Here is a 24,989-nt window from a genome sequence, read left to right as displayed (position 1 = left end):
CCCGTTGAGGCGAGCGCGACGATGACCCGAACCCAGGAGCGCATCCCGACAGTGGTCGTGGACGACGCGCACATCATCTACCGGGTGCACCAGGGCGCCGCCGGTGGCACCACGCCGGTGGCCGCGCTGCGCCGGCTCGTGAAGCGCACCCACGCGCCGAACGTCCGGGAGGTGCACGCTGTCAAGGGCATCTCCTTCACCGCGTACCGGGGTGAGGCGATCGGGCTGATCGGCAGCAACGGCTCCGGCAAGTCCACCATCCTGCGGGCCATCGCCGGTCTGCTGCCGGTGAACCGGGGCGCCATCCACACCCAGGGGCAGCCGTCCCTGCTGGGCGTCAACGCCGCGCTGCTCAACGACCTCTCCGGGGAGCGCAACGTCACCCTCGGCTGCCTGGCCATGGGCATGCACCCCGACGACGTGGCCAAGCAGGCCGCGGGGATCATCGACTTCTCCGGGATCAACGAGCGGGGTGACTTCGCCAGCCTGCCGATGCGCACCTACTCGTCGGGCATGGCGGCCCGGCTGCGGTTCTCCATCGCCGCCGCCAAGAAGCACGACGTGCTGCTCATCGACGAGGCGCTCGCCACCGGCGACAAGGGCTTCCGCAAGCGCAGCGAGCAGCGGGTGCGGGAGCTGCGGGAGGGCGCGGGGACTGTGTTCCTGGTCAGCCACCAACTCTCCTCGGTACGCGACACCTGCGAACGGACGATCTGGCTGGAATCGGGCGTCATCCGGATGGATGGCCCCACCGACGAGGTCATTCGGGCCTACGAGGCGTACGCGAACAGCAAGTAGGGTTCCGGCGAACGACCGGCATCGACATGACACCCGAGGACCGCGTCGCCCGCGTTGGGGCGACGCGGTCCGCGCGTTAAGGTTCATTCCGTCGCCGCTCGGGCGGAACCTTCCGTTAACGCATCCCTGAGAGTGAGGATCCGGCAATGACGCAGGACCAGACCACTGGCCCGGACGCCGAAGCGGAGACCCCGACGCCGTGGCGGCCCTCGCGGACAGTGGCGGTGGTTCTGGCCGGCGGCACCGGGACCCGGCTGGGCCTCGGCATCCCGAAGCAACTGCTGAAGATCGCCGGTAAGCCGATCATCGAGCACACCCTGGCGGTCTTCGAGACGGCACCGGAGATCGACGAGATCATCGTGCTGATGGCCACCGGCCACGTCGAGGACGCCCAGCAGATCGTCGAGAAGGCCGGCCTGCGCAAGGTCACCAAGGTGATCGAGGGCGGTGACACCCGCAACGCGACCACCCGGATCGCGCTGGACGCCGTCGGCCCGGAAGACTGCAACATCCTCTTCCACGACGCGGTGCGCCCGCTGCTCAGCGGCCGGATCGTGCGTGAGTGCGTCAACGCGCTCTGGAGCTACGACGCCGTGGACGTGGCCATCCCCTCCGCGGACACGATCATCCAGGTCGACGAGAACGACTGCATCACCGACATCCCGGTGCGCTCCCGGCTGCGCCGTGGTCAGACCCCGCAGGCGTTCCGCTCCCCCACGATCCGGGCGGCGTACCAGATCGCCGAGGACGACCCGGACTTCGCCGCCACCGACGACTGCGGCGTGGTGCTGCGCTACCTGCCCGGCACCCCGATCAAGGTGATCGACGGTTCGGACGAGAACATCAAGGTCACCCACCCGGTCGACGTGCACCTGGCGGACAAGCTCTTCCAGCTCGCCGCGGCGCAGGCGCCTCGGCTGACCGATCACCGCAGCTACAGCGAGGAGCTGATCGGCCGGACCATCGTGGTGTTCGGCGGCAGCTACGGCATCGGCCACGAGTTGACCGAGCTGGCCCGACGCTACGGCGCCCAGGTCTTCCCGTTCAGCCGTTCCAGCACCGGCACCCACGTGGAGCGGGCCGAGGACGTCGAGGCCGCGCTGACGACCGCCTTCGAGGCCACCGGCCGGATCGACCACGTGGTGGTCACCGCCGGCATCCTGGAGAAGGGCGCCCTCGCCGAGATGGACGAGGAGACCATGGACCGGCTGCTCCAGGTCAACTTCGTCGGCCCGGTGACCATCGCCCGCCAGGCCCTGCCGTACCTCCAGCAGACCAAGGGCCAGCTGCTGCTCTACACCTCCAGCTCCTACACCCGGGGCCGGGCCCGCTACGCGCTCTACTCGGCCACCAAGGCCGCCCTGGTCAACCTCACCCAGGCGCTCGCCGACGAGTGGGCCGACGTGGGTGTCCGCGTCAACTGCATCAACCCGGAGCGCACCGCCACGCCGATGCGGACGCGGGCCTTCGGCGAGGAGCCGGAGCACACCCTGCTCGCCGCGGAGGCCGTCGCCCAGTCGTCGCTGGACGTGCTGATCTCCGACCTGACCGGCCAGGTGATCGACGTACGCCGGGCACCCGGCGACGGGCCCACGCCGAGCGTGCCGGCGCAGTCCGTGTCGGGTCGGGTCGAGACGCCAGCCGGCGCGACGTCCGCCAACTGACGCAGGCGGCTGCGGAACCACGAACGGAGCGACATGCGCGGCGACCTGGTCCGAAAGCTGGCCGCCCGGTGCCTGACCACCGGGTTGGCCGTGCTGGCCTTTGTCGTGCTGGCGCTGACCGGCGCCACCGGCTGGGGGCTGGCGCTGGCCGTCGCCGCGCTGGCCGCCTCGGCCGCCGAGCAGCGGATCCGGCCCAGCGCCGATCTGGTGGCGGAGACCGCGTTGATCGCCGCGGCGATCCTGGTCGGTTACTCCCGGCGGTTGGACGACGAGCTCAACCTCGCGCTGGTCGCCACCGGGCTGGTCCTGCTGGGGCTGGTGCTGCTGGTGGGGCCGCTGCGCACCGCCGGCAGTCTGGAGATCCGGGCGGCAAATCTGCGGGTACGCGCCTGGACGCCGATGATCGCCGACCGGCTCGGCACGGCTCTGCTCGGGCTGCTCGCCGCCCTGGCCCTCGCCGCCGCGCTCGCTCTGCCGGCCGGTGTGGCGCTGGCCGCCAGCCTGCTCGTCGGCGCGGGCGCCGGTGCCGTCGCACTGGAGCTGGCCCGGCGGCGGTTCCGGCCGCGGGCCGGTGGCGGGTCGGTGACCGCCGCGCTGCGCCGGCACCAGCCGGAGTTCCTGCTCTACTTCTCCGCGCCCCCCGGCTCGGAATACCAGGTCACCATGTGGCTGCCGTACCTGGAACGGATCGGCCGACCGTTCCTGGTCGTGCTGCGTGAGCCGGAGTTCCTGGCTCCGATCGCGGCGGCCACCGGCGCGCCGGTGGTCTACTGCCCCACCCTGGGGGCCATGGACGAGGCGTTGGTGCCGAGCCTTCGGGTGGCGTTCTACGTCAACCACGGTGCGAAGAACAGCCACTGCGTCCGCTTCACCCAGCTCACCCACATCCAGCTGCACCACGGCGACAGCGACAAGGCTCCGAGCGCCAACCCGGTGTCGGGGATCTTCGACCGGATCTTCGTGGCCGGGCAGGCGGCGATCGACAGGTACGCCCGCGCCGGAGTGCAGATCCCGGCGGACAAGTTCGTGGTGGTGGGTCGCCCACAGGTCGAGTCGATCGAGGTACGCCCGGAGCCCGCACGAGGGTTGGCGCACCCGACGGTGCTCTACACGCCGACCTGGACCGGGCACCACGCCGACGCCGACTACTGCTCGCTGCCGGTGGCCGACAGGCTGCTGCGCCAACTGTTGGAGCGTGGAGCGACGGTGATCCTGCGGGCGCACCCGTACACCGCGCAGAACCCGGCGTCGGCCCGCCAACTGGGCCGCCTGACCGAGCTGCTCGTCGCCGACCGGGCCCGCACGGGCCGCCAGCACGTGGTCGGCGCGGCGGCTCGGGAGCTGAGCCTGACCGAGTGCGTCAACTCCGCCGACGCGCTGGTCTCCGACGTGTCCGGCGTGATCTCGGACTTCCTCTACTCCGGCAAGCCGTACGCGGTCGCCGACATGGGCGACGAGGGCGACCGGTTCGTGGAGCGGTTCCCGCTGGCCGGGTCGGGTTACGTACTGCGCCGGGACATGTCCAATGTGGACGAGGTGCTGACCGCGCTGCTGGACACCGACCCGCTGGCCGAGGCCCGCTGGGCCACCCGCCGCCGCTACCTGGGTGACTTCCCGGCCGAGTCGTACGCCGAGGCGTTCCTGACCGCCGCCCGCCGAGAGCTGGCACCGGCCGAGACCCTGACCGCGTCCACACCGGCGTAGCCGCTCAGCGGTACGGGTCGAGCAGCGCCAGCACCGCGGCCGGTTCCTCCACGTGCGCGTTGTGGCCGAGACCGGGGAGGGTGGCGACCGGTACGCCGTACTCCTTGAGCTGTTCGTCGGTGACCATCGGGTCGTTCTCCCCGCGCGCCAGCACCACCGGCACGTCGGTCGCCGCCAGCAGCGCGGCCAGGTCGGGCTCGCCGACGGCGAAGGCGGCCGGGTCCATCGCGAGGCGCCACCGGCCGTCGACCTGGCGCAGCCCGGCGTCCACCACCGGATGGTCCGGCGAGACCAGGCCGGCCAGCCCGGCGACCCGCAGGTAGCGGCGCGCCGCCTCGGTGCGGCTGGCGAACCAGCTCACCGGGCGGGCGGCGACCTCGGCGGCGCGGGTCAGCTCGGCGGGTGACCAGAGCGCCTTGATGCCCAGCCCGACCACAGCGTCCACCGGCGTCCCGGCGTCGCGGGCGGCCAGCGCCAGGCCGACCACCCCACCCAGCGAGTGCCCGAGCACTACCAGCCGGTCGTCGGGGGCGAGGGCCTGCGCGACCTGCTGGGCGAAGCCCGCGAAGGAGTATGACGGCAGCGGCGACGCCCAGCCGTGGCCGGCGAGGTCCGGTGCCAGCCACCGCCCGGGCCAGTGCTGCTCGAGGTACGGCGCCCAGGGCAACCACACGTCCCCGGTCGCCCCCATGCCGTGCAGCAGCAGCAGGACCGGCCTGCGGCCGGCGGGACCACCCGTTTTCTCCACCACGGCCGCAGTCTCCCACGGTTCACAGCCGGGTACGAGAGCCGTCGATGACGGCTTACGGCGGGCCGCGCGGACAAACGCCGCGGGCGCCGGCCCCTTGTGGGGGACGGCGCCCGCGGCGGTCAGCGTGCCCGGGTCAGGCGGAGTAGCCCCGGCTGGTGATCCAGTTGGCCAGGTCGATAGTGGTGATCCAGTACGACGGGTCGGCCGGGTTCGCCGAGTCGGCGATCCGCACGGTGCGACCGTTGTCCTTGTAGCCCACGACGGCGATGTAGTGCCCGCCACCGTAGGAGTGCCAGCTGCCGTCGGTGTCGGTGGCGTCCCCGACGACGTTGGCCACCACGCCCCGGCCATCGGTGATGGCCTTCACCACGTCGGCCTGGAGCCGGTCCATCTGGGCCGGGCTGGGCGCGCCGGGGAACATCCGGGTCCGGTACGGGGAGCCCTTCACCTCGGCGTTGAGCACCCGGGTGGTGTCCTCGGCCGAGTTGGTGCCCATCTCGGTGGTGCCCAGCTCGGCGCCGAGCTCCTCCTGGGTGCGGTCGATGCCGGCGGCGCTGAGCGCGTTCCGGGTGGCCGCCGGTCCGCAGTTGTAGTACGTGTTCTGCGCCTCGTAGTCGTAGTCGAGCACCTTGGTCGCGGGCGGCTTCGGCCGCTCCGGCTTCCGGGTCAGGTCCGGGTTGCTGCTGGCCTTGGCGGCGGGCGACGCGGCGCTGGCGGCCGGGGCGGCAGTGGTCGGCGCGGCGCTGGCCGAGGGGGACGCGTCCCGAACATCGCCGCGGGAGGCGGCGACGTCGCTGCGCATCTCGGCGACAGTGGTCGCGGTGCGCTGGCCGGCCGGGGCGTCGTCGGCAGTGGTGAGTAGGGCACCGGTGGTGGTGGCGATCGCGAGGGCCGCGGCGGAGGCGACAACGATCTGGTACGGGCGCTCGGTGGCGAGGCGGCGGAGCTGACGCTTCAGGGTGTGCTTCACGGGGTCCTCCACGGATCGGGGGGAGAGCGGCACACCGGGGCCGGACCGGCATCCGGGCAGGCGCCAGCGCGCGGACCGTGGTCCGCGGATGGTGAACCGCTCAGGGGAACGCCCGGCGCGGCCGGGCGGGGAAGGCGATGACCCGGGGGGTCAGCTCACCGTCACGCGACGAATGAGCGGGTGCACCGCCGCGCCGTGGAGGCGAGGGAACAACCGAGGGGTGGAAAGGTGCTGCACGAGGATGGGACTCCTTCCGACACCGCCTACCGGGTTAGCTGACGGATTCGGGCGGGAAGATCGCCCTACCGCGGGCCGTGGCTCGCGGATTCACCCCAGACTTACTGATGGGTCCCCGGTTCGTTGATCACGATTAAGCGGGTCGATGCGGCGTCGCGTCTTGCGATCGGTAACCGCACCGGACGGGACGACACTACTGGCGTCTCAGCGCCCTGCCAAGCCAGGTTCACCTGCGTAAACCCCAACTGGCACGACAATTTCTGCGCGTATTGCCGATGATGTGACTCGATGGGACAACCGGTTACGGCGACGCCTACGGGCGACAACCGGACAGGCTGCAAAGAACGCGACCGCAATCGCGGGAACAATGCTGTCGATCGCGCCGCACGTCCGATTTCGCAATGGGGTGACCGGCCTCACATCACGGATTGGGCTCAACCCACCCGGGCCGGGCGCCACAGTGCCACGACGGCGGGGCGCAACGCACCGGCCACCGTCCGACGCGCGGGCACCGGAGTGGGGCGGAGCCGGGCCGCCGCCGCGTACGCCTCCTCGGCGAGGGCACGAGCCGACTCGGCTGCCAACTCCGCGTCGCGCCAGGCGGCCCGCTCGCGGTCGGCCGCCACCTGGTAGTCGGCCAGCCGCGCATCCCGGATCACCCGGCTGATCAGCACCTCCTGCTCGACCGGGTGGCGCCGGGGATCCCAGCCGCGCCGGTGCCCGAACACGTCGCCGAGCTGCGCCATGGTCAGGTCGCCCCTCCAGTACGCCGCCATCGCCGCTCGGTGCAGATAGCGCTCCCGGGCGGCGTACTCGGCGGGGGTGTGCGGGGTCTGCGGGGTGGGCAGCGCCCCGGCGCCCGCGAAGCGACGCGCGGCGGTGTCCGCCTCGTCGTACCCGGTCCAGGCCCGCTCCAGCTGCTCCTGAGCGGTCAGCCAGGCGGCGCGCCACCGCTTGGCGGTGGTGGCCGCGCCGGCCGCGGCGACGGCCACCTCCTCGGCGTAGCGGCGCAGGTCGACGGCCTGGGCGGCGGCCAACTCCCGAGGAGTGGGCCCGGCCGGGAGCGGGTCGTCGGTGGGCCGGTCCCGTTCGGGGCGGGCGGCCAGCACGGTGAGCAGGCCCAGGGTCAGCAGGAACAGCGTCGACCAGATGGCGGCGGCCTGCGGCACCTCGGTCACGAACTGGTAGAAGACGACGGTCTCCATGGTCGGCACCTCGGGGAGAGAGCAGTGCGATGGGGAGCCGCGCCGACCAGCGGGCCACTGTGGGCCACGGGTCGGCGGGTCCGGGAGCGGTGGGTCGACAGGGCGCGGTGACGGGACGGTCGTCCCGGTGGCTCAGCGCCCGGGTGGGGCCCGGGAAGCCCGACCGCTCGGACCGTCGCCGAGGGGCAGCCGGTCAGATTCGGCCGCGCGGACCGGCAACACGCCGGACCCGATGGTGCCCTGGTCGCCGGGGAGCGCCACCGGCGTGTCGACCGACCAGGTCGGGACCGACTCCTCGGTGGCCTCCGGCGGTATCGCCGGGGCCGGGCGGGCCGCAGCGGGTGGCCCGGCGAGCCGGCAGGGGGCCGCCAGCGACCCGGCGGTGACCGAGGCCGGCACCGCGCTCGACGGTGGCACCGGGCCGGACGTCGACGAGGCGGCCGTGGCCGGGCCTGCGCCGAGCGCCAGGGCCGCGACGACGGCGAGGCTGGTCAGCACACGAGTCGCCCAGCGCGCCACCCACCACAGCGGACAGGTGAACGCGACCGGAAGCACGTCTCCACGCTACCGTCGCGCCGATCCGGGCGCACCGACCACGGGCGTGTCGAATCACGCCGCGCCGACCCCTTTGACCAGGGTGGACGCTGTCAGCGCAGGTCGACGTACGTTGATCGACCGCCGGTCTGACCGACCTCGCCGGCAGGTCCGTCGACAGCGCCGCGGGCGCTGCTTGCGGGGTCTCGCGCGTCGTCGTCGCCGGCCGTGCGTTGTCGGGGAACGGGTGCCGGACGGGCCGCACGGCGCGGCGCGAGCCGGCGCATCATCGGGGTTTCGACGAAGCGGTGCAACAGCCCGGCGAGGATCAGGGTCACCGCCAGGAAGCCGAACACCACGGCCGGGCCACGCCAGCCCGCGAAGCCGATCCCCCAGGTGCCGCTCCAGCGCAGCACGCTCGTCATCACCAGCACGTGCACCAGATAGAAGGCGAACGAGACCTCACCGAGCCAGACCAGCGGCCGGGACCGCCACGGCGAGCGCCGCCCCCGCACGTCCGCGTCCGCGGCAGCGGTGATCACCAACAGGTACGCGACAGCGAGCAGTGTGGTCCACAGCTCGGCGCGGATCCACTGCGCGGCCACCACCCAGGTGACCAGGAAGATCCCGCTGGCCACGCTCAGATTGGGACCGCGCCAGAGCCCGCGGCGCATCAACTCGGCCGCCACCGCGCCCAACCAGAACTCCAGCGACCGTACGGGCGGGAAGATCTGGGTGAACCACCAGCGGCTCACCTCGGGCACCAACTCCTGCGCCGGCCAGAGCGCGAGGATCAGCAGCGGCAGCGCGACGATCAGCGCCCAGAGCACCTTCGGTCGGGCCCGGCGCAGCAGCGGCAGCGCCAGCGGCAGACAGAGGTAGAAGAAGAACTCGCACGACAGCGACCAGCTGACCGTGTTGATGCTGTAGAACCAGCCCGGCCGGGGGTCCCACGCCTGCAACAGCAGCAGGTTCTCCAACGCCGCCGCCGGCAGGACCGGGTCGGCGAAATACCAGGCGACCCCCAGCGTCGCCGCGAACAGCACCAGGTGGTTCGGGTAGATCTTGGCGATCCGCCGCCGCCAGAAGGTACGCCGGGAGTCCCCCTCGCGGGCCGACCAGACCAGCACGAACCCGCTGAGGATGAAGAAGAACTGCACCCCGGAGAGGCCCAGGGTGAACAGCTCGTCGACCACTGCCTTGTAGTCCGGCTCGGCGATGATCCGCATGGTGCCGGCGTGAAAGCCGAAGACCAGCAGAGCGGCGATCCACCGCAGCCCGGTCAGCGAGGGCAGCCGGGGCGGGGCGGTTGCGGGTCGGGCGGCCGTCGTCGCGGCGACGCTCGTCATGCCGGGATCCCGGCGCTCGGCAGGGTCACCAGCACTGTCGTAGCCTCCTCGGCGCGGCGTCGGACGGCGCGACGGCGACGCCCACGACGACCCGACAGGGCCGCACCGAGGCACCCTACCGGGTCACTCCCGGGTGAACCGGACGCATCCCACCCGCCCCACCAGCACGCGTTTCCCCGGCCGGGATACCGCCCACCGGCCCGGCGTTAACCTGCCGCTGGGCGGGAGTTCAGAGAGTCCACCATCGGCGGCAACGTCAGGTTCCGGGGCCGGCCACCCGGGTCGTCGAAGGTGGCGGACGTGGTCAATGAGCCGACGCACGCACCGCTGCTGAGCATCGTCGTGCCCGTGTACGGCGTCGAGGCGTACCTGTACCAGTGCCTCGAGTCGATCCGGGCCGACATCCCGGCGGGCGAGTCGGACGCGGTCGAGCTGATCGCCGTCGACGACGCCTCCCCGGACGGCTGCGGCGACATGCTGCGCTCGTACGCCCTCAGCCGCGACGGCGTGCGGGTCGTGCACCTGAGCAGCAACGTGGGTCTGGGGCTGGCCCGCAACGCCGGGCTCGACGTGGCCACCGGCCGGTACGTCTGGTTCGTCGACAGCGACGACTGGTTGCCGCCGGGCACGATCGCGGCGGTGCTGGACCGGCTGCGCCAGCACCAGCCCGACGTGCTGATGCTCGACCACCTGCGGGTGCACGAGGACGGCCGGCGGGAGGTCGACGCGAGCAGCCCGCTGCTGCGCGGCATCACCGGCGTGACCCGGCTGGCCGACCAGCCGCACCTGCTGCGGGTGCAGCACACCGCCTGGAACAAGGTGGTCCGCCGGGACTTCATGGACGAGCTGGAGCTGCGGTTCTTCCCCGGCTGGTACGAGGACATCCCGTTCAGCCACCCCCTGCTGATCGGGGCCGAGAAGATCTCCGTGCTGGACCGGGTCTGCTACCTGTACCGGCAGGGCCGCCAGGGCGCTATCACCTCCACCCGCAGCGGCCGGCACTTCGACGCCTTCGCCCAGTACGAGCGGCTGATGGACTGGGTCACCCAGAAGCACCCGGACGAGCGGTTGCAGGCCGAGCTGTTCGAGCTGATGATCAGCCACTACCTGGTGGTGGTGGGCAACGACGGCCGGCTGCACCCACACCTGCGGCGCGACTTCTTCCACCGGGCCGCCGCGCACTACCGTCGGTACCTGCCCACCGGCGGCTACCCGCTGCCCCCGGGCGTGACAGGGCTCAAGCACCGCCTCGTCGGGCGGGGTGACTGGTTGGCGTACTCGGCGCTGCGCCAGGCCCACCGGGTCGCTGGTCGCCTGCGTCGGCCCGGCCCGGTGGGCGGCGCCGACGGCGGTCCGCTCACCGCCGACGAGGACCCGGGGCGAGGGGCGAGCACCGGGTCGACGCGCGACTGTGGGCTCGCGCCGGAGCGGCGCGACGCGCTGACCGTCGGCCGGCTGCCGTGATCGACCCCACCGCATCCGCAGAGCACGCCGGGAGCCGGGGCGGCTCCCGGCGCCCTGATTTCCCAGGTCGTCCGCCCGCCGGGTGGACGACGACAGCACCACCGCACCCCGGTGCGGACGTACCTGAGCAGAGGTCGGAATGACGGCGACAATCAAGATCGGACCGCACGCGGTCGGTGCCGGGGAGCGACCGTTCGTGGTCGCCGAGATGTCCGGCAACCACAACGGCGATCTGAACCGGGCGCTGGCCATCGTCGACGCGGTGGCCGCGAGCGGGGCGCACGCGCTCAAGCTCCAGACGTACCGGCCGGACACCATCACCATCGACGTCGACACCCCGGCGTTCCGGATCTCCAGCGGGCACGAGCTGTGGGGCGGGGAGAACCTGTACCGCCTTTACGAACGCGCGCACACCCCGTACGAGTGGCACGCCCCGATCTTCGAGCGGGCCCGCGAGCGTGGCCTGACAGTCTTCTCGTCACCGTTCGACGCGACCGCCGTGGAGCTGCTGGAGTCGCTGGACGCGCCCGCGTACAAGATCGCCTCGTCGGAGCTGGTCGACCTGCCGCTGATCCGACTGGTGGCCAGCACCGGCAAGCCGATGGTCATCTCCACCGGAATGGCGACGGTCGCCGAGATCGACGCCGCAGTGCGCACCGCCCGGGACGGCGGCGCGGCGGGCATCGTCCTGCTGGCCTGCACCGCGTCCTACCCGGCGCCGCCGGCCGACAGCAACCTGCGCCGGTTGCCGGTGCTGGCCGGCGCGTTCGACGTGCCGGTCGGGCTCTCCGACCACACGCCCGGCATCGGGGTGGCTGTCGCCTCGGTGGCGCTCGGCGCCTGCTTCATCGAGAAGCACGTGACGCTGGACCGGGCCGACGGCGGCGTGGACTCGGGCTTCTCCCTGAACCCGGCGGAGCTCACGGCCCTGGTCGCCGAGTCGGCCCGTGCGTACGAGGCAATGGGCGGCACCGCTGTCGGACCGACCCCCGCCGAGCGGGAGGGGCTGCGGTTCCGCCGCTCGCTCTTCGTGGTCGAGGACGTCCAGGCTGGCGACCCGGTGACCGCGCACAACGTCCGCTCGATCCGGCCGGCCGGCGGCCTGGCACCCGTGGAGATCGACCGGGTCCTGGGCCGCACCTTCGCCACCGACGTCCCCCGAGGCACCCCCCTAACCTGGAACCTGATCTAAGCGCCCCCACCCCACCCCACCCCACCCCACCTCGGCGATCTTGCAGTTACTGTCCCGGCCAAAGGCGTGTAAGCCGCGATTCGGCGTCAGAAAGTGCAAGATCGCTGGGTGGGGCGGGGTAGGAGGGTCGGGGCGAAGCCGACGGTTACCACCAGGTCGGCCAGGCGCAGGGTTCGCCACAGCGCGGCGCCGGCCGCCGGCGTACCCAGGCCGTGACTCCGCCACCAGGTCGCGATCGGCACGTCGGCCAGCTTGCAGCAGCACTCGGCCCGGGTCCACCGTGCCCAGAAGTCACCAGCGCCGAACCGGCGGGCCAGCGCCGGGGGCACCGGGGCGTCGGCGCGCTCCGCGTCGACGGCCACCCGCCAGCCGGGCGCCGGTGGGCCGTACCAGCCAACGCACCGTCCATCGTCGAGGTGACTGCGGGTGACAGCGTCGGCCATCGCAGCCGCCGACCCGATGCGCAGATGCCGCTCGGCGGCGGCGAGCAGCCCTGGCACCGGACGCGGCACAGCGGCGCCGCCCACCCCCGACGGCAGGGCAGGCCCGGTGGGGCCGACCCGCCGCGCTGGTCGCACCGGGAGGAGACCCGGCCGCAGGTCAGATGGCGGCGGCACCGTCCACCACGATGACCTGGCCGTTGATGTTGGTGTGTTCCCGCAGCAGCATCCGCACGACAGGGGTGACCTCCTCCGGCTCGGTCAGGTGACCGGTCGGGGTGCGGCGCACGATCTGGTCGAGCTGGGTCGGGCCGAGCACTGCGGACATCTCCGAGGCGAAGAAGCCGGGCGCGACCGAGTTGACCAGCATCCGGCCGCCCAGTTCGCGGGCGAGCGACCGGGTGGCGGCGTCCATGCCGCCCTTGGTGGCCGAGTACGCGACGAGGCCGGGGAACCCGCGCTGCCCACAGATCGAGGTGATGTTGACGATCCGGCCGCGCAGCCCCTTGGCCAGCATCCGGCGGATCACCAGCCGGGTCAGCTGGAGCGGAGCCGTCAGGTTGGTCTCGATGATCCGGGCGATGTCGTCGGTGGCGGTGTGCGCGTGCAGGGAGTCCTGCCCCATGGCGGCGTTGTTGACGATGCCGTCGATCGGGCCGAGGCGCTGCTCCACCTCGCGGACGAAGCTCTGCGCGGCGCGCAGATCGGTGACGTCCACCGAGCCGACGTGCACCCGGTCGGGGTGCTCGGCGGCGAGCTTCTCCAACTCCGGGGTGATGGTGCGGGCGAACGCGGCCACGCGTACGCCCGCGTCGAGCAGGTCGGTGACGATGGCCAGGCCCAGGCCACGGGAACCGCCGGAGACGAGGACCACGGAGCTGGGCGGGACGAGCTGGGTGTCGGCGGGCTCAGACATCGCTCTTCAGAGTCTCCTTGACGGGAATGTCGGTCAGGACGCGAATGCGGCGCGGCACCGCGTGCTCGGGAAGCCGGTCGGCGCACCAGCGGACCAGCGCGGCCTCGTCCGGTACACCGGTGTCGGCGGCGGACGGGTCGGCGGCGAGGACCACCTCCGCGACCACCATCCGCCCGAGCACCGGGGCCCGGCGGCCGGTCACCCGGGCCCAGGCCACCGCCGGGTGACCGGTGAGCACGCCGCGAACGACGCCTGCGGAGACCTTGCTGCCACCGACGTTGATCTCGTCGGAGTCCAGTCGGCCGGTGATCAGCACCCGGCCGTCGAGCACCTGCACCCGATCCCCGGTACGGATCGGGCCGGCCAGACCGGCCCCGTGGTACGGGGAGGTGACCACCAGTTCGTCGTCGCGGACGGAGAGCGTCGGTCGGCCCGGGGTCTCCCGGTCCAGCCAGTCGACCGGGAAACCGGCCCGCCCGTCGTGGACCACAATGGACGCCCCCACCTCGGAGGACGCGTAGATCCAGGAGATCCGGGCCGTCGGGAAGACCTCCCGCAGCTGGTCCAGGATCGCCTGGTCCACCGGTTCGCCGCCGAGGGTTATCTGGCGCAGCGGCACCCGGGCCAGCGCTTCGGCGTCGCGGTAGAGGGTGCGCCGCCAGAAGGTCGGGGTGCCGGAGGCCGCGTCCACCCCGTGGGCGGCCGCGACAGTGGGCCAGTCGTCCAACTCGTCGGGCTCGACCACCACCAGGTGCTGGCCGGGCTGGGTCAGCGACAGGGTGACGACCTGCCACCAGGCGTACGTGCCCGGGGCGTACGGGCAGAGCCAGGTCCGGTCGGGCTGGTCGGCCCGCACTGTGGTCAGCGTGTCGAGGGTGTGCCCGACCCGCTTCGGACGCCCGGTGGAGCCCGAGGTCAGCAGCCAGAGCCGGCCCGGCTCGGCGGTTCGCGGCCGGGCCGGTGCGCTCGGGTGCACGCCGTCGTCGTCGAGGACGCTGACGGTGAACCCGGCCTCCAGCAGCTCGGCGCGCATCACCGCGTCGACCCGACTCTCGGTGCTGAGCAGCAGCTCGGTGCCGTGCACGGCGTGCTGCCGCGCCGCGGTGAGCGCGTGCACCGCCGAGTGGGCGAGCACCGCCGCCGGGTCGGGCAGGGTGGGAGTCGGCAGCGAACGCCAGGTCAGCGCGGTGCCACCGACGACAAGCCAGTTGTCGGCACCGGCCGGCTCCGGGTCAGCGGGGGTGGGTTGGTGCGACGTCGCGACGGTCACTGGTGTTGAAGGTCGACGAGGAAGTCGAGGACGTCCCCGACGGTGGCGATGCGACGCAGCCCGGGGGCGTCGAAGTTGAGCTCCTCCCCCGTCTCGTCCTCCACCCGCAGGGCCAGCTCAGAGAAGTCGAGCGACCGGAAGCCGATCTCCCGCAACTGCGCCGCGTCGTCGGCGGGCAGCTCCTTGTCCTGATTCTTCAGCACCTGAGCCATGAGGTCGCGGATCTGCGCGCGACTCAATTCGTTCATGCGCCGCAGTCTACAACCCAACGAATGCGTATCTGATTTCCCGGTAGGCCCGGGTAAGGTGCCGGAACCCGACGTGAACGGCCAGGAAAGCGAGACGCACGTGCTGCGCGAAGCGACGACGGACGACGTTCACCTGATGTTGTCCTGGCGTAATCAGGAAACCAATCGACAGGTCAGCAAGACCAGTCACGAGATCACCGCCGAGGAGCACGCCCGGTGGTGGTCGGCGGTCCGCGACGACAGGTCCCGGCGGGTGCTGGTGTACGTCCGCGACGACAAGCCCTGCGGCGTCGTCACCTTCTTCGACCTGCGGCTGGACGGCCCTCGCACCGGCGCGTGGGGGTTCTATCTCGACGCCGACGGGCTGGACGGGCGGGGCGAGACACTGCCGGCCTGGCTGGGGGTCATGCGGGAGGCCGTCGAGTACGCCTTCGACGGGCTGCACCTGGACCGACTCGACGGCGAGGTGCTCGGTCACAATACCGTCGTACGACAGATGAACCGACGTTTCCGATTCGTCGAGGGTACCCCGCGACAGGAGCTGTCCGACGGCCGGGAAATCACCGTCATCCCGATTTCCCTGGCTCGGGCGGACCGCCGCCAGCGCTGATTGTCGGACGCTATTCCGTAATGGACGGAAACCATTAACCGGGCGTGCTCCCGGTGGACATCCGCCGTTCACGAATAGCGGTGTCCACCGGGGCGCGGTGGGTCAGGCCCGCCGCCAGGCGGCCCAATGCTGCTCCGGGTTGCCGCCGAGCCGGACGAAGCCGTACGCCGTGCCGTTCCAGTCGTCGGCCTGCCCGGGCGCCCAGCGGGCGAACACGACCTGCGCCACGGCCGGCGGCTGCTTGTCGCCGAACCACCGGACGTCGCCCCAGGTCACCTGGTGGCTGAGGTTGAACCGGAGAACGTAGTGCACGCCGGTCGAGGCCCACACCCGTTCGCCGGGGCGTACGCCGACGTCGGCCACCCGGGGCGTCGGCGCGGTGCTCGCGGCGGTCGGTCGCACGATCCGCTGGTCGATCATCTGCATGGTGACGAGGTTGACCACCACGACGGCGCCGAGGAGGGGCAGCCGCAGGCGGGGCACCCGGACCGCGGCGACGAGCAGCACGCAGGCGGCGATGCCGACCAGCGACCCGACCACCGGTCGCAGCTCCCGCCAGCCCCCGGTCAACGCCGCCAGGTCCGGTGCGCTGAACCCGCCGTAGCGCAACCGGTGGCCCTGGCTGGCCACGTACGCGAGTCGGGCGGCGACCAGCGCGCCACCGCCGACCAGCAGCGCCACAGCGACCGCAGCCCGGCGCAGCACCGCCCGCCACCCGGCGGTGAACAGCACCCCCAGCCCGACCAGCAGCCAGAACGGCGCCAGCATCTGCACGTAGCGGCCGTAGATCGCGTCCAGCGGCTTGCCGGTGATGCCGGACAGGATCACCGACGCGCCGCCGGCCACCCCGACTGTCACCACCAGCGCCACGCCCAGCGTCCAGCGGGCCGCGTCGCCGTGCCTAGGGCGCCACAGCTCGCGCACGGCGCCGGCCCAGGCCACCCCCGCCATTCCGAACGTGATCACCACGAGGTACCAGAGCTGGGTGGTGACCGCGGCACTCACCCGGGCCACGCCCTGGGCGGAGGCGACCGCCTCGACCATGCTGCCGCCGGGGGTGCTGCCGAGCAGGTAGACCTTGCCGCCGAGGTGACGGATGGCGGCCTCGTTGACGAGCGCCATGGCGAGCACCGGCAGCAGCGCCGCGAGCACCGCGGGCGGGCTGATCCGACGGCGGACGAACAGCAACAGGACCAGCCCGGCGTGCACGCCCACGATCACCAGGCCGCGGGAGTGCAGCAGGTGGAACCCGCCGACCAGCAGCCCCACGGTGGCGGCGGCGAGCGGGCCGGGCCGGGTGATCCAGCGGTGCACGGCGAGCAGCCACGCGACCACGAGCGGCGCCATCACCGCGTCGATCATGGCGACGCCCGAGTAGAAGGCGGTGGCCGGCACTGTCGCCGCCGCGACCGCGGCGAGCAGCGCGTACGAGCGGCGCAGCTGGAACAGACGGCGACCGAACAGGTACGCCAGCGGCAACAGCGTCGAGTTCACCATCGCGTTGATGAGCTGGACGAGCCGGTAGCTGTCGGTGAAGTCCCGGTCGCCGAGGAACGCCGGCGAGATCAGCATCGGGTAGCCGACCCGGCGCAGCAGGTCGTTCTCGCTGCTGAAGCCCCCCGGACCACCGGCCAGCGCGCGGGCGGTGTTCAGGTAGCTGTCCTCGTCGGTGTGGGCGATCGGCAGCACGATGTGCCGGGACCACCACATCCGCCAGGCCACGCTGAGCACCCAACCGACGACCAGCAGCAGCGGCACCAGCCAACGCCGGGCGGGCGGGCCGCTCGGCGTCCCGGCCGCCACCACCGGCCGTTCGATCACGTCACTACCGGGTGCCATGAACGCCTCCAGAATTGCCGGCCGGACCGGGCCGCGCTGATCCGACGGGCCCACCGGCCGGCGTCGGTGACGCCCGGGGTGGCCCGCTCGAACTGCGCCGGGGTGGATGTCGGGTGAACGTGGGACCCGGCTGCGCGCCGGGCCGACGGGTCGTTCGCGCGGTCACTGTAACGGCCCGATCCGGCCAGGTCAGCCCACATCCGAGGCGGTCGGAAGTGTTCGCCTACACGGTGTTCGGCATTCACGGGAGCACAGGTTGTGGTTCACCCGCGAGCGCCGAGGAGTTAACCCGCCATGGCTAGCGTGTCACCCCGGTCGGCCGGCCCAGGGCCGCTCGTTCATCCACGAACACGGGAGCACCACATTGAGTGAGTTGAATGGATCGTCCATTCTGATCACCGGGGGAACTGGTTCCTTCGGCAGGACGTTCCTCCGGCACATCCTCAACGAGGCCGACCCCGCCCGCGTGGTGGTGTTCTCCCGTGACGAGCTCAAGCAGTACGAGCTGCGCCAGCAACTCGGCGACGACCCGCGGCTGCGCTGGTTCATCGGCGACATCCGGGACCGGCACCGCCTCACCCGGGCCATGCACGGCGTCGACCACGTGGTGCACGCCGCCGCGCTGAAGCAGGTGGACACCGCGGAGTACAACCCCTCGGAGTACATCGCCACCAACATCACCGGCTCACAGCACGTCGTCGACGCGGCGATCGAGGCCGGCGTCAAGAAGGTCATCGCGCTCTCCACCGACAAGGCGTCCAGCCCGATCAACCTGTACGGCGCGACGAAGCTGGTCGGCGACAAGCTGTTCGTCTCGGCCAACCACTACGCCGCCCAGCACCCCACCCGGTTCTCGGTGGTGCGCTACGGCAACGTGGTGGGCAGCCGTGGCTCGGTCGTCCCGCTGTTCCGCCGGCTGGCCGCCGAGGGCAAGAGCCTGCCGATCACCGACAAGCGGATGACCCGCTTCTGGATCACCCTGGACCAGGCCGTGCAGTTCGTCATGGACTCGTTCGACCAGATGCAGGGCGGCGAGCTGTTCGTGCCGCGTATCCCGAGCATGCGCATCCTCGACCTGGTTGAGGCCGTGGCCCCGGACGCCACCACCCACGAGATCGGGATCCGACCGGGCGAGAAGCTGCACGAGGAGATGATCGCGCCCGACGACAGCCGGCGGACGCTGCGCGCCGACGGCCGGTTCATCGTCCAGCCGACCATCGCCACCTGGGGCTACCAGGCCCCGGTCGACTGCGACCCGGTGCCGGACGGCTTCGCCTACCAGTCGGACACCAACGACGAGTGGCTCACCGTCGAGCAGTTGCGCGACATGCTCGGCATCAACTGATGACGGGGATGCTCCCGTACGGTCGGCAGTCGATCAGCGAGGACGACGTCGCCGCCGTCGCCGCAGTGCTGCGCGGCGACTGGCTCACCACCGGTCCGCAGGTCGACGCCTTCGAGGCCGACCTCGCCCGGTGGACCGGCGGAGTCGGTGTCGCCGCCGTCTCCAACGGCACCGCCGCGCTGCACGTGGCGTACGCGGCGGCCGGGGTGGGGCCGGGCGACGAGGTGGTCGTCCCGCCGATGACGTTCGTGGCGACCGCCAGCAGCGCGGTCGCCCTCGGCGCGAAGATCGTGTTCGCCGACGTCGACGACGAGACGTTCTGCCTCGACCCGGCGGCGGCCGCCGCGGCGGTCACCTCGCGGACGAAGGTCGTCGCCGCCGTCGACTACGCCGGCCACCCCGCCGACTACGACGCGCTGCGCAAGTCCGTCGAGGGCAGCGACGCGCTGCTGCTCGCCGACGCGGCGCACTCGATCGGCGGGACGTACCACGGTCGGCCGGTCGGTTCGCTCGCCGACCTGACCACGTTCTCGTTCTTCCCCACGAAGAACCTGACCACCGCCGAGGGCGGCGCCGTCGCGGCGCTGGACCCGGAGATCCTGAAGCGGGCCCGCCGGTTCCGTGGCGTCGGTGTGGTCCGCGAACGCGACGACCTGCGTTTCCCGGACGAGGGCGGCTGGCACCAGGAGGTGCACGAGTTCGGGCTGAACTACCGGCTGCCGGACGTGCTCTGCGCCCTGGGTCGCAGCCAACTGCGTCGACTCGGCGAGTTCACGGCCCGCCGCAGCGCCCTGGTCGCCCGCTACGACGAGGCGCTGGCCGACGTGGACGGCGTACTGCTGCCGAACCGCAGGTCGTGGGCCGACCCGGCCTGGCACCTCTACCCGATCCGGGTGCTCGACGGGCGTCGCCGCGAGGTGTACGACCGGATGCGCGCCGCCGGCATCGGCGTCCAGGTCAACTACATCCCGGTGCACTGGCACCCGGCCTTCGCCGACCTGGGTTACCGGCGCGGGTCCTGCCCGGTGGCCGAGTCGTTCTACTCCCAGCAGCTGTCGCTGCCGCTCTACCCCGGGCTCAGCAACGCCGACCAGGACCGCGTCATCGACGCGCTGACCGCCGCGCTGCGGGTCGGCTCGGTGCGTTCCGCCGCCTGATGGGAACCTGATGCACCACGCCAACCACTTCTACGGCCACGCACACGTGCTGGCCCGGTACGCCGGCCTCGGCGACCGGCACCCACCCCGGATCAACGGGTACGTGCAGCACGGCTGGAACATCGGTGACGGCCTGGCCCCCGGCCACCCGTACGCCGACCGCACCCCCAGCCTGCTCTGGTCGGAGCAGACCCGCCGCCGGGCCTGGTCGGTGGGGCGACGCAACGTGGTCGTCATCGGCGCGCCGTTCAGCTACCTGCTGGCCCTGCGACCCGAGGAACCGCCGGCCGAGGAGCGGGAGGGCACCATCTGGTACCCGTTCCACGGCTGGGAGGGCCAACACGTCAAGGGCGACCACCGCAAACTGATCGCCCTCATCCAGCACACCGAGCCCGGCCCGGTCACTGTCTGCCTCTACTGGCACGAGTACCGGATGCGCAACGTGCGCCGGCTCTACGAGCGCGCCGGGTTCCGGGTGATCTGCCACGGCTACCGCGGGCACTGGTGGAAGGACACCGATCCGGAGTTCCTCGACCGGCAACTCACCGAGCTGCGCCGTCACCGCCGGGTAGCATCCAACCGGCTGACCAGCGCGATCTTCTACGGCATCGCGGCGGGGTGCGAGCCGGCGGTCTACGGCGACCCGATGATCCTGTCCAACGAGGACCCGACCTTCGGCGGCACCGCCCGGATCCGGCGACAGTGGCCTGAACTGCACGGCACCACTGTCGACCTGCCCACAGCTGTCGAGATCGCCCGCGCCGAACTGGGCACCGACCACCGCTGCACGCCGGCCGAGCTCCGCGAGCTGCTCGGTTGGGCGAACCTCCAGGAGGAAGAGGAAGACAGTGACGACTGAGACGGCACCCGCCGACCGGATCACCCTGCCGGGCGGAGAGATGCTGGCCTGGTCGGACCTGCCGCAGGAACGGCTGGCCAACGGTGGACCGCTCGCCGCGCTGGCCGCCCGGTTGGTGCCGCCCGGCACCCGGGTCCTGCTGGCTGGTCCACACGACCCGGCGCTGCTCGACCAGCTCGCCCACGCCGAGGTCACCTGCCTGCTGCGCAGCCACCCGGACGCGGTGGCGCTGGCGCACCGGGCCACCCGCGTGGTGGTGGGCGGCCCGGCCGGTCTGCCCGACGACGAGACGTACGACGTGGTGATCGCGGCTGCCGGGCTGGACCCGGTGGAGTCGGTGGAGGGCACCCGCCTCGGCTGGGACGGTGTGCTGGCACGACTCGTCGCCGCGGTGCGACCGGGTGGCGCGTTGCTGCTGCGCCTGGACAACCCGCTGGGCCTGCACCGGCTGGTCGACGCCACCCCCTGGTACGCCCGCCGCGACGACTCCGCCTGGGTGATCGGCGGCGTGTTGGACCGGGCCCACCCGGCCAACCGGGACCAGCTGCGTGAGCGGCTCGGCGCGGCGGGGCTGCGGCCGGTTGCGTGCTGGGCCGCGTACCCCGATGTCAGCACCCCGACGGCGCTGCTGGACGCCGACCACCTCGACCGGGACGCCGGCTCCGGCCTGTTCGACGCGGTGCTGCACGGCGCCTGCGCCGGGGGTTTCACCAGCGCCACAGTGCTCCAGGACCCGGCCCGGCTGGCGGTGGACGCGCTGCACGCCGGGCGCGCCGCCGACCTCGCACCGGGCTGGCTGACCCTCGCCCACCGGCCCGCCGACCCCACGGACCCGACCACTCCGACAGTCGACCGGGACCTGCCGGTGGCCCTCGTGCAGACCGGTCGCCCCGGGATCGGCGTGCTGGAGGTGCTGCACGGCCCCTCCGGTTGGCGCTGGGGGCTCATCCCGGCCACCGACGCGACGACGTCGGCCGTCGCACCGTTCGCCAGTCGCGAGGCCGCGTACCGGGACGCGGACGCGCTGTCCGGGCCGGTTCCGTCCGGCCGGCTGCTGCGTACCCTGCTGCTCGACGCGGCCCTGCGCCGCGACCTGGCCGCCCTGCGCGCGCTGCTGCACGGGTACGCGGGTTGGCTCACCGACCAGGCCGACACCGACGGCCGGATCGCCGGCGCGGCGGCGCTGGCCGGCACCGACAACGTGGTGGTCGACGGCGAGCGGTACGCGGTGCTCGACAGCAGTTGGCGGGCCACCACCGCGCTGCCCGGCGACGTGGTGCTCGCTCGCGGGCTGTGGCGCTTCGCCGCGGGCCTGCTCACCGGCGGGTACGCCCACCCGTGGTCGTCCACTCTCGACGTCGCGGGCCTGACCGTGGTGCTCGGCGGACTCGCCGGCCACGACCTCGGCCGCGCGACCGTCAGCGAGGCGGTGGAGGTCGAGGCGGCCATCGCCGCCGCGCTGCACGGGCTGGACGCCGGCAGCCGGGTCGGCCTCGCCACCGAGCTGCACGCCGTCGCGCCGACCGACCCGCCGGTCGGCGGGCACAGCTACCAGCAGCTCCGCGAGGCGTGGCTGCGACAGCGCGAGGAACTCACCCGGTTGGCCGCGCTGACCGCGTGGACCGAGGAGTTGCTCACCTCGCGGGAACGGGCGCTACGCCGGGCCGAGACGACGATCAGCCTGCTCAGCGGATCAATCAGCTACCGGGTGGGCCGGCTCGCCATCACCCCGGCCCGGCTGGCCAAGCGGGGTGCCCGCGCCGCCAAACGCCGGGCCACAGCGATGCTCGCCCAAAAGCAGGAGGAGCAGCAGTGACCGCCGGGGCCGCCACGGACGCCGCCGCGCCACGGATCGTCGGCATCGTGCAGGCGCGCATGGGTTCGTCCCGGCTGCCCGGCAAGGTGCTCCGCCCGCTCGCCGGACGGTCCGTGCTGGGCCGGGTCGTACGCGCCGCCCGCGACAGCGGCGTCCTGGCCGACCTGGTGGTCGCGACCAGCACCGACGCGGTCGACGACGCGGTCGCCGCCGAGTGCGCCCGGCTCGACGTACCGTGCCACCGCGGGCCGGTCGACGACGTGCTGGACCGATTCGTGGGCGCCCTCGCGGCGCACCCCGGGGACGCCGTCATGCGGTTCACCGCCGACTGCCCACTGCTCGACCCGGAGATCATCGCCCTGGTCGCGTCGGTGTACCGGGCCGTCCCCGGGCTGGACTACGCCAGCACGTCGATCGCCCGGACCCTGCCCCGAGGGCTGGACGTCGAGATCATCCGAGCGGAGACGCTGCGCACCCTGGGCCGGCTCGCCACCGACCACCACCGGGTGCACGTCACCTCGTACGCCTACACCCATCCGGAACTGTTCCGGGTGCTCGGAGTGACACTCACCCCGGACCGCTCCGCGCTGCGGCTCACCCTCGACACCGAGCAGGACTGGGCGCTGGTCAGCGCGATCGTCGACCACTTCGGTGACGTCAGCGTGCCGCTGGCCAAGCTCGCCGACTGGCTCGACGGTCAACCCCGGCTGCGCGCGCTCAACGCCGACGTACGACAGAAGCACCTGGAGGAGTCCTGAGCACCCTGAGGGTCGGGTTGCGCTGCGACGCCGGGCCACGGCGCGGCGTCGGCCACCTCGTCCGCTGCCTGGCGCTCGCCGAGGAGTTCCTCGCCCGGGGTGCCGACGTCACAGTGTTCGGCACCGTCGAACGGCTCGACTGGGCCACCGCGGAGCTGGCCGCGCGGGGCATCCCGCTGCTGCCCGGCCCGGACTCGGCGGCCGAACTGGTCGAGGCGGCCCGCCGACACGATCTGGACGTGCTGGTCCTCGACTCCTACGAGCTGGACCCGGCCGGGGCCGGAGCCCTGCGCGCCGCCGGTGTCTACACCCTCGCCATCATCGACGGAGACAGCCGGGGCCAGGTCGCGGACCTCTACCTCGACCAGAACTTCGGCGCGGAGCTGGCCGGGCCGGATGCCGGGGCGGAACTGCCCGGGCTGGGCTCCGGGGCGGAACTGCCCGGCCGGCTGCTCGCCGGGAGCGGGTACGCGCTGCTGCGCGACACAGTGACCAGCGCCCGGCCGCCGGTCGCCCCGTCCGCCACGGCGGTCAGCCGCCCCCGGGTGCTGGCCTTCTTCGGCGGCACCGACGCGGTCGGCGCGGCCCCGGTCCTGACCCGGGTGCTCGTGGCCACCGGTCACCCGATGGACCTCACTGTCATCGTCGGGCGACCCGAGATCGAGGCGGAGGTCGAGGACGTCACCCCCGGCCGGGGGCAGATCATCCGACCGGTCCCGCCCACCACCTCGCTGCCGGCTCTGATCGCCGAGGCCGATCTGGTGGTCAGCGCCGCCGGCACGTCCACCTGGGAACTCTGCTGCCTCGGCGCACCCAGCGCACTGGTCTGCGTGGTCGACAACCAACGTGAGTCGTACACCCGGGTGGTGCGACACGGCCTGGCCGCCGGCCTCGGCGAGCTGCCCGAGCTGACCGCCGGCGGCGTCGCCGGACGAGCCGCCCGCGCGGCGGCGGCACGAACCCTGCACGGGCTGCTCAGCTCACCGCAGCGGCGCGCGACGCTCGCCGCGCGCGCCTGGTCGACAGTCGACGGGCAGGGCCGGGCCCGGGTGGTGGACGCGGTGTTCGACGCCGTACGCGCCGCCGCCGTCCCCGGCTGACCACAGCCGGCCACGACCCCGACTCAGGGCTAGCACGGGTGTACGAAAGTGCTGCTAGGGTGGCCGTATGACGCAGGCCGCCTACCAGCCGTCGATGCTCGACCTGGCCGACGCCGGGCCGACCCTGGGTCCACTGCCCGGCCAGATCCGCCGGCACCAGCTCAGCCGGGGCGCCTGGCTCGACCACCTCCCCGGCTGGGTGCGCGGCTCCGACACGGTCCTCGACACCCTGCTCACCGAGGTGCCCTGGCGTGCCGAACGGCGCGCAATGTATGACGCCGAGGTCGACGTGCCCCGCCTGCTCTGCTGGTACGACGGCGCGAGGCAGCTCCCCCACCCCGTCCTCACCGCCGCGCGGGCCGCGCTGACCGCCCACTACGCGCCCGAGCTGGGCGAACCCTTCGTCACCGCCGGCATGTGCCTCTACCGGTCCGGCCGCGACAGCGTGGCCTGGCACGGCGACACCATCGGCCGCTCGGCGCACACCGACACGATCGTCGCGATCGTCTCCTTCGGATCACCCCGGCCGCTGCTGCTTCGCCCACGCGGCGGCGGCGAGAGCCTGCGCTTCCCGGTGGGCCACGGCGACCTGATCGTGATGGGCGGCTCCTGCCAACGCACCTGGGAACACGCCATCCCGAAGACCACCCGCCCCGTGGGCCCCCGGGTAAGCGTCCAGTTCCGCCCCCACAACGTCGCCTGATCCCCGCCCCACCCTGCACCGCGTCGATCTTGCACTTTCGGGCGCCTATATGCACCTTTC

Annotated in this window: 23 protein-coding genes and 1 riboswitch; of the genes, 13 read left to right on the top strand and 10 right to left on the bottom strand. The window is 72.6% G+C overall.

Annotated features, from left to right (window positions below; genetic code table 11):
• Window positions 1-21: 21 nt before the first annotated feature.
• The 3 genes from NIE79_RS03330 to NIE79_RS03320 all read left to right on the top strand — a co-directional run bounded on the left by NIE79_RS03330 (window position 22) and on the right by NIE79_RS03320 (window position 4,166).
• Window positions 22-798 (top strand): ABC transporter ATP-binding protein, encoded by a 777-nt coding sequence (locus NIE79_RS03330; protein WP_238677269.1) that lies wholly within the window; start codon window positions 22-24, stop codon window positions 796-798.
• A gap of 146 nt (window positions 799-944) precedes the next feature.
• On the top strand, window positions 945-2,462 hold the full coding sequence (locus NIE79_RS03325) for a bifunctional cytidylyltransferase/SDR family oxidoreductase (RefSeq protein WP_238677130.1): 1,518 nt from the start codon (window positions 945-947) through the stop codon (window positions 2,460-2,462).
• 33 nt (window positions 2,463-2,495) lie between these two features.
• Window positions 2,496-4,166, top strand: coding sequence for a CDP-glycerol glycerophosphotransferase family protein (locus NIE79_RS03320; RefSeq protein WP_238677129.1), 1,671 nt, complete (start codon window positions 2,496-2,498; stop codon window positions 4,164-4,166).
• A gap of 4 nt (window positions 4,167-4,170) precedes the next feature.
• On the opposite strand, the gene NIE79_RS03315 is transcribed toward NIE79_RS03320, so the two are convergent.
• From NIE79_RS03315 to NIE79_RS03295, 5 genes are all read right to left on the bottom strand, one after another.
• Window positions 4,171-4,917: an alpha/beta fold hydrolase gene (locus NIE79_RS03315; RefSeq protein WP_308193124.1), complete on the bottom strand. Its 747-nt coding sequence runs from the start codon at window positions 4,915-4,917 to the stop codon at window positions 4,171-4,173.
• Between the two features lie 133 nt (window positions 4,918-5,050).
• Complete coding sequence (locus tag NIE79_RS03310; protein ID WP_238677128.1) at window positions 5,051-5,899, bottom strand: C39 family peptidase; 849 nt, start codon at window positions 5,897-5,899, stop codon at window positions 5,051-5,053.
• 233 nt (window positions 5,900-6,132) lie between these two features.
• Window positions 6,133-6,274, bottom strand: a riboswitch (cyclic di-AMP (ydaO/yuaA leader).
• 284 nt (window positions 6,275-6,558) lie between these two features.
• Window positions 6,559-7,329 carry a hypothetical protein gene (locus NIE79_RS03305; protein WP_238677127.1) on the bottom strand — a complete coding sequence of 257 codons (771 nt, stop codon included), beginning with the start codon at window positions 7,327-7,329 and terminating at the stop codon, window positions 6,559-6,561.
• A gap of 132 nt (window positions 7,330-7,461) precedes the next feature.
• Window positions 7,462-7,884 (bottom strand): hypothetical protein, encoded by a 423-nt coding sequence (locus NIE79_RS03300; RefSeq protein ID WP_238677126.1) that lies wholly within the window; start codon window positions 7,882-7,884, stop codon window positions 7,462-7,464.
• 92 nt (window positions 7,885-7,976) lie between these two features.
• Window positions 7,977-9,212 (bottom strand): acyltransferase family protein, encoded by a 1,236-nt coding sequence (locus tag NIE79_RS03295; RefSeq protein WP_238677125.1) that lies wholly within the window; start codon window positions 9,210-9,212, stop codon window positions 7,977-7,979.
• A 300-nt stretch (window positions 9,213-9,512) separates the two neighbouring features.
• Between NIE79_RS03295 and NIE79_RS03290 the strand changes: the two genes are divergently transcribed.
• Entirely contained in the window at window positions 9,513-10,676 is a 1,164-nt protein-coding gene (locus NIE79_RS03290; RefSeq protein ID WP_238677124.1) for a glycosyltransferase family 2 protein, read from the top strand.
• A 139-nt stretch (window positions 10,677-10,815) separates the two neighbouring features.
• Entirely contained in the window at window positions 10,816-11,868 is a 1,053-nt protein-coding gene (gene pseI, locus NIE79_RS03285; protein WP_238677123.1) for a pseudaminic acid synthase, read from the top strand.
• An 86-nt stretch (window positions 11,869-11,954) separates the two neighbouring features.
• Here the strand turns inward: pseI and NIE79_RS03280 are convergent, their stop codons facing one another.
• From NIE79_RS03280 to NIE79_RS03265, 4 genes are read right to left on the bottom strand one after another with little or no spacing between them, the layout of a single operon-like run.
• Entirely contained in the window at window positions 11,955-12,446 is a 492-nt protein-coding gene (locus NIE79_RS03280) for a hypothetical protein (protein ID WP_238677122.1), read from the bottom strand.
• A gap of 22 nt (window positions 12,447-12,468) precedes the next feature.
• Entirely contained in the window at window positions 12,469-13,224 is a 756-nt protein-coding gene (locus tag NIE79_RS03275) for an SDR family NAD(P)-dependent oxidoreductase (protein WP_238677121.1), read from the bottom strand.
• Complete coding sequence (locus NIE79_RS03270; protein ID WP_238677120.1) at window positions 13,217-14,494, bottom strand: AMP-binding protein; 1,278 nt, start codon at window positions 14,492-14,494, stop codon at window positions 13,217-13,219. Before NIE79_RS03270 ends, NIE79_RS03275 begins: the two co-directional genes overlap by 8 nt.
• The gene (locus tag NIE79_RS03265) at window positions 14,491-14,742 is read right to left on the bottom strand and encodes an acyl carrier protein (RefSeq protein WP_238677119.1); all 252 of its coding nucleotides are present in this window, start codon (window positions 14,740-14,742) and stop codon (window positions 14,491-14,493) included. Before NIE79_RS03265 ends, NIE79_RS03270 begins: the two co-directional genes overlap by 4 nt.
• 73 nt (window positions 14,743-14,815) lie before the next feature.
• On the opposite strand from NIE79_RS03265, the gene NIE79_RS03260 reads away from it, so the two are divergent.
• Window positions 14,816-15,352 carry a GNAT family N-acetyltransferase gene (locus NIE79_RS03260; protein ID WP_238677118.1) on the top strand — a complete coding sequence of 179 codons (537 nt, stop codon included), beginning with the start codon at window positions 14,816-14,818 and terminating at the stop codon, window positions 15,350-15,352.
• A 102-nt stretch (window positions 15,353-15,454) separates the two neighbouring features.
• Here NIE79_RS03260 and NIE79_RS03255 read toward each other — a convergent pair whose 3' ends face one another.
• Entirely contained in the window at window positions 15,455-17,191 is a 1,737-nt protein-coding gene (locus NIE79_RS03255) for a hypothetical protein (protein WP_238677117.1), read from the bottom strand.
• Between the two features lie 364 nt (window positions 17,192-17,555).
• On the opposite strand from NIE79_RS03255, the gene pseB reads away from it, so the two are divergent.
• From pseB to NIE79_RS03220, 7 genes are all read left to right on the top strand, one after another.
• The gene (pseB, locus tag NIE79_RS03250) at window positions 17,556-18,536 is read left to right on the top strand and encodes a UDP-N-acetylglucosamine 4,6-dehydratase (inverting) (protein WP_238677116.1); all 981 of its coding nucleotides are present in this window, start codon (window positions 17,556-17,558) and stop codon (window positions 18,534-18,536) included.
• Window positions 18,536-19,693, top strand: coding sequence for a DegT/DnrJ/EryC1/StrS family aminotransferase (locus NIE79_RS03245; RefSeq protein ID WP_238677115.1), 1,158 nt, complete (start codon window positions 18,536-18,538; stop codon window positions 19,691-19,693). Before pseB ends, NIE79_RS03245 begins: the two co-directional genes overlap by 1 nt.
• A gap of 10 nt (window positions 19,694-19,703) precedes the next feature.
• The gene (locus NIE79_RS03240; protein WP_238677114.1) at window positions 19,704-20,552 is read left to right on the top strand and encodes a hypothetical protein; all 849 of its coding nucleotides are present in this window, start codon (window positions 19,704-19,706) and stop codon (window positions 20,550-20,552) included.
• Window positions 20,542-22,368, top strand: coding sequence for a class I SAM-dependent methyltransferase (locus NIE79_RS03235; RefSeq protein ID WP_238677113.1), 1,827 nt, complete (start codon window positions 20,542-20,544; stop codon window positions 22,366-22,368). Before NIE79_RS03240 ends, NIE79_RS03235 begins: the two co-directional genes overlap by 11 nt.
• Window positions 22,365-23,126: a cytidylyltransferase domain-containing protein gene (locus tag NIE79_RS03230; protein ID WP_308193123.1), complete on the top strand. Its 762-nt coding sequence runs from the start codon at window positions 22,365-22,367 to the stop codon at window positions 23,124-23,126. Before NIE79_RS03235 ends, NIE79_RS03230 begins: the two co-directional genes overlap by 4 nt.
• Complete coding sequence (locus tag NIE79_RS03225; protein WP_238677266.1) at window positions 23,123-24,226, top strand: PseG/SpsG family protein; 1,104 nt, start codon at window positions 23,123-23,125, stop codon at window positions 24,224-24,226. Before NIE79_RS03230 ends, NIE79_RS03225 begins: the two co-directional genes overlap by 4 nt.
• Before the next feature lie 67 nt (window positions 24,227-24,293).
• A complete protein-coding gene (locus NIE79_RS03220) occupies window positions 24,294-24,929 on the top strand; it encodes an alpha-ketoglutarate-dependent dioxygenase AlkB (RefSeq protein WP_238677112.1) in 636 nt (211 codons plus the stop codon).
• Window positions 24,930-24,989 lie beyond the last annotated feature (60 nt).

The organism is Micromonospora trifolii (genome assembly GCF_022229005.1).
Taxonomy (GTDB): Bacteria; Actinomycetota; Actinomycetes; order Mycobacteriales; family Micromonosporaceae; genus Micromonospora; species Micromonospora trifolii.
The sequence above is the reverse complement of the archived record's forward strand: the minus strand, read 5'-3'. Positions and strand labels throughout refer to the sequence as shown.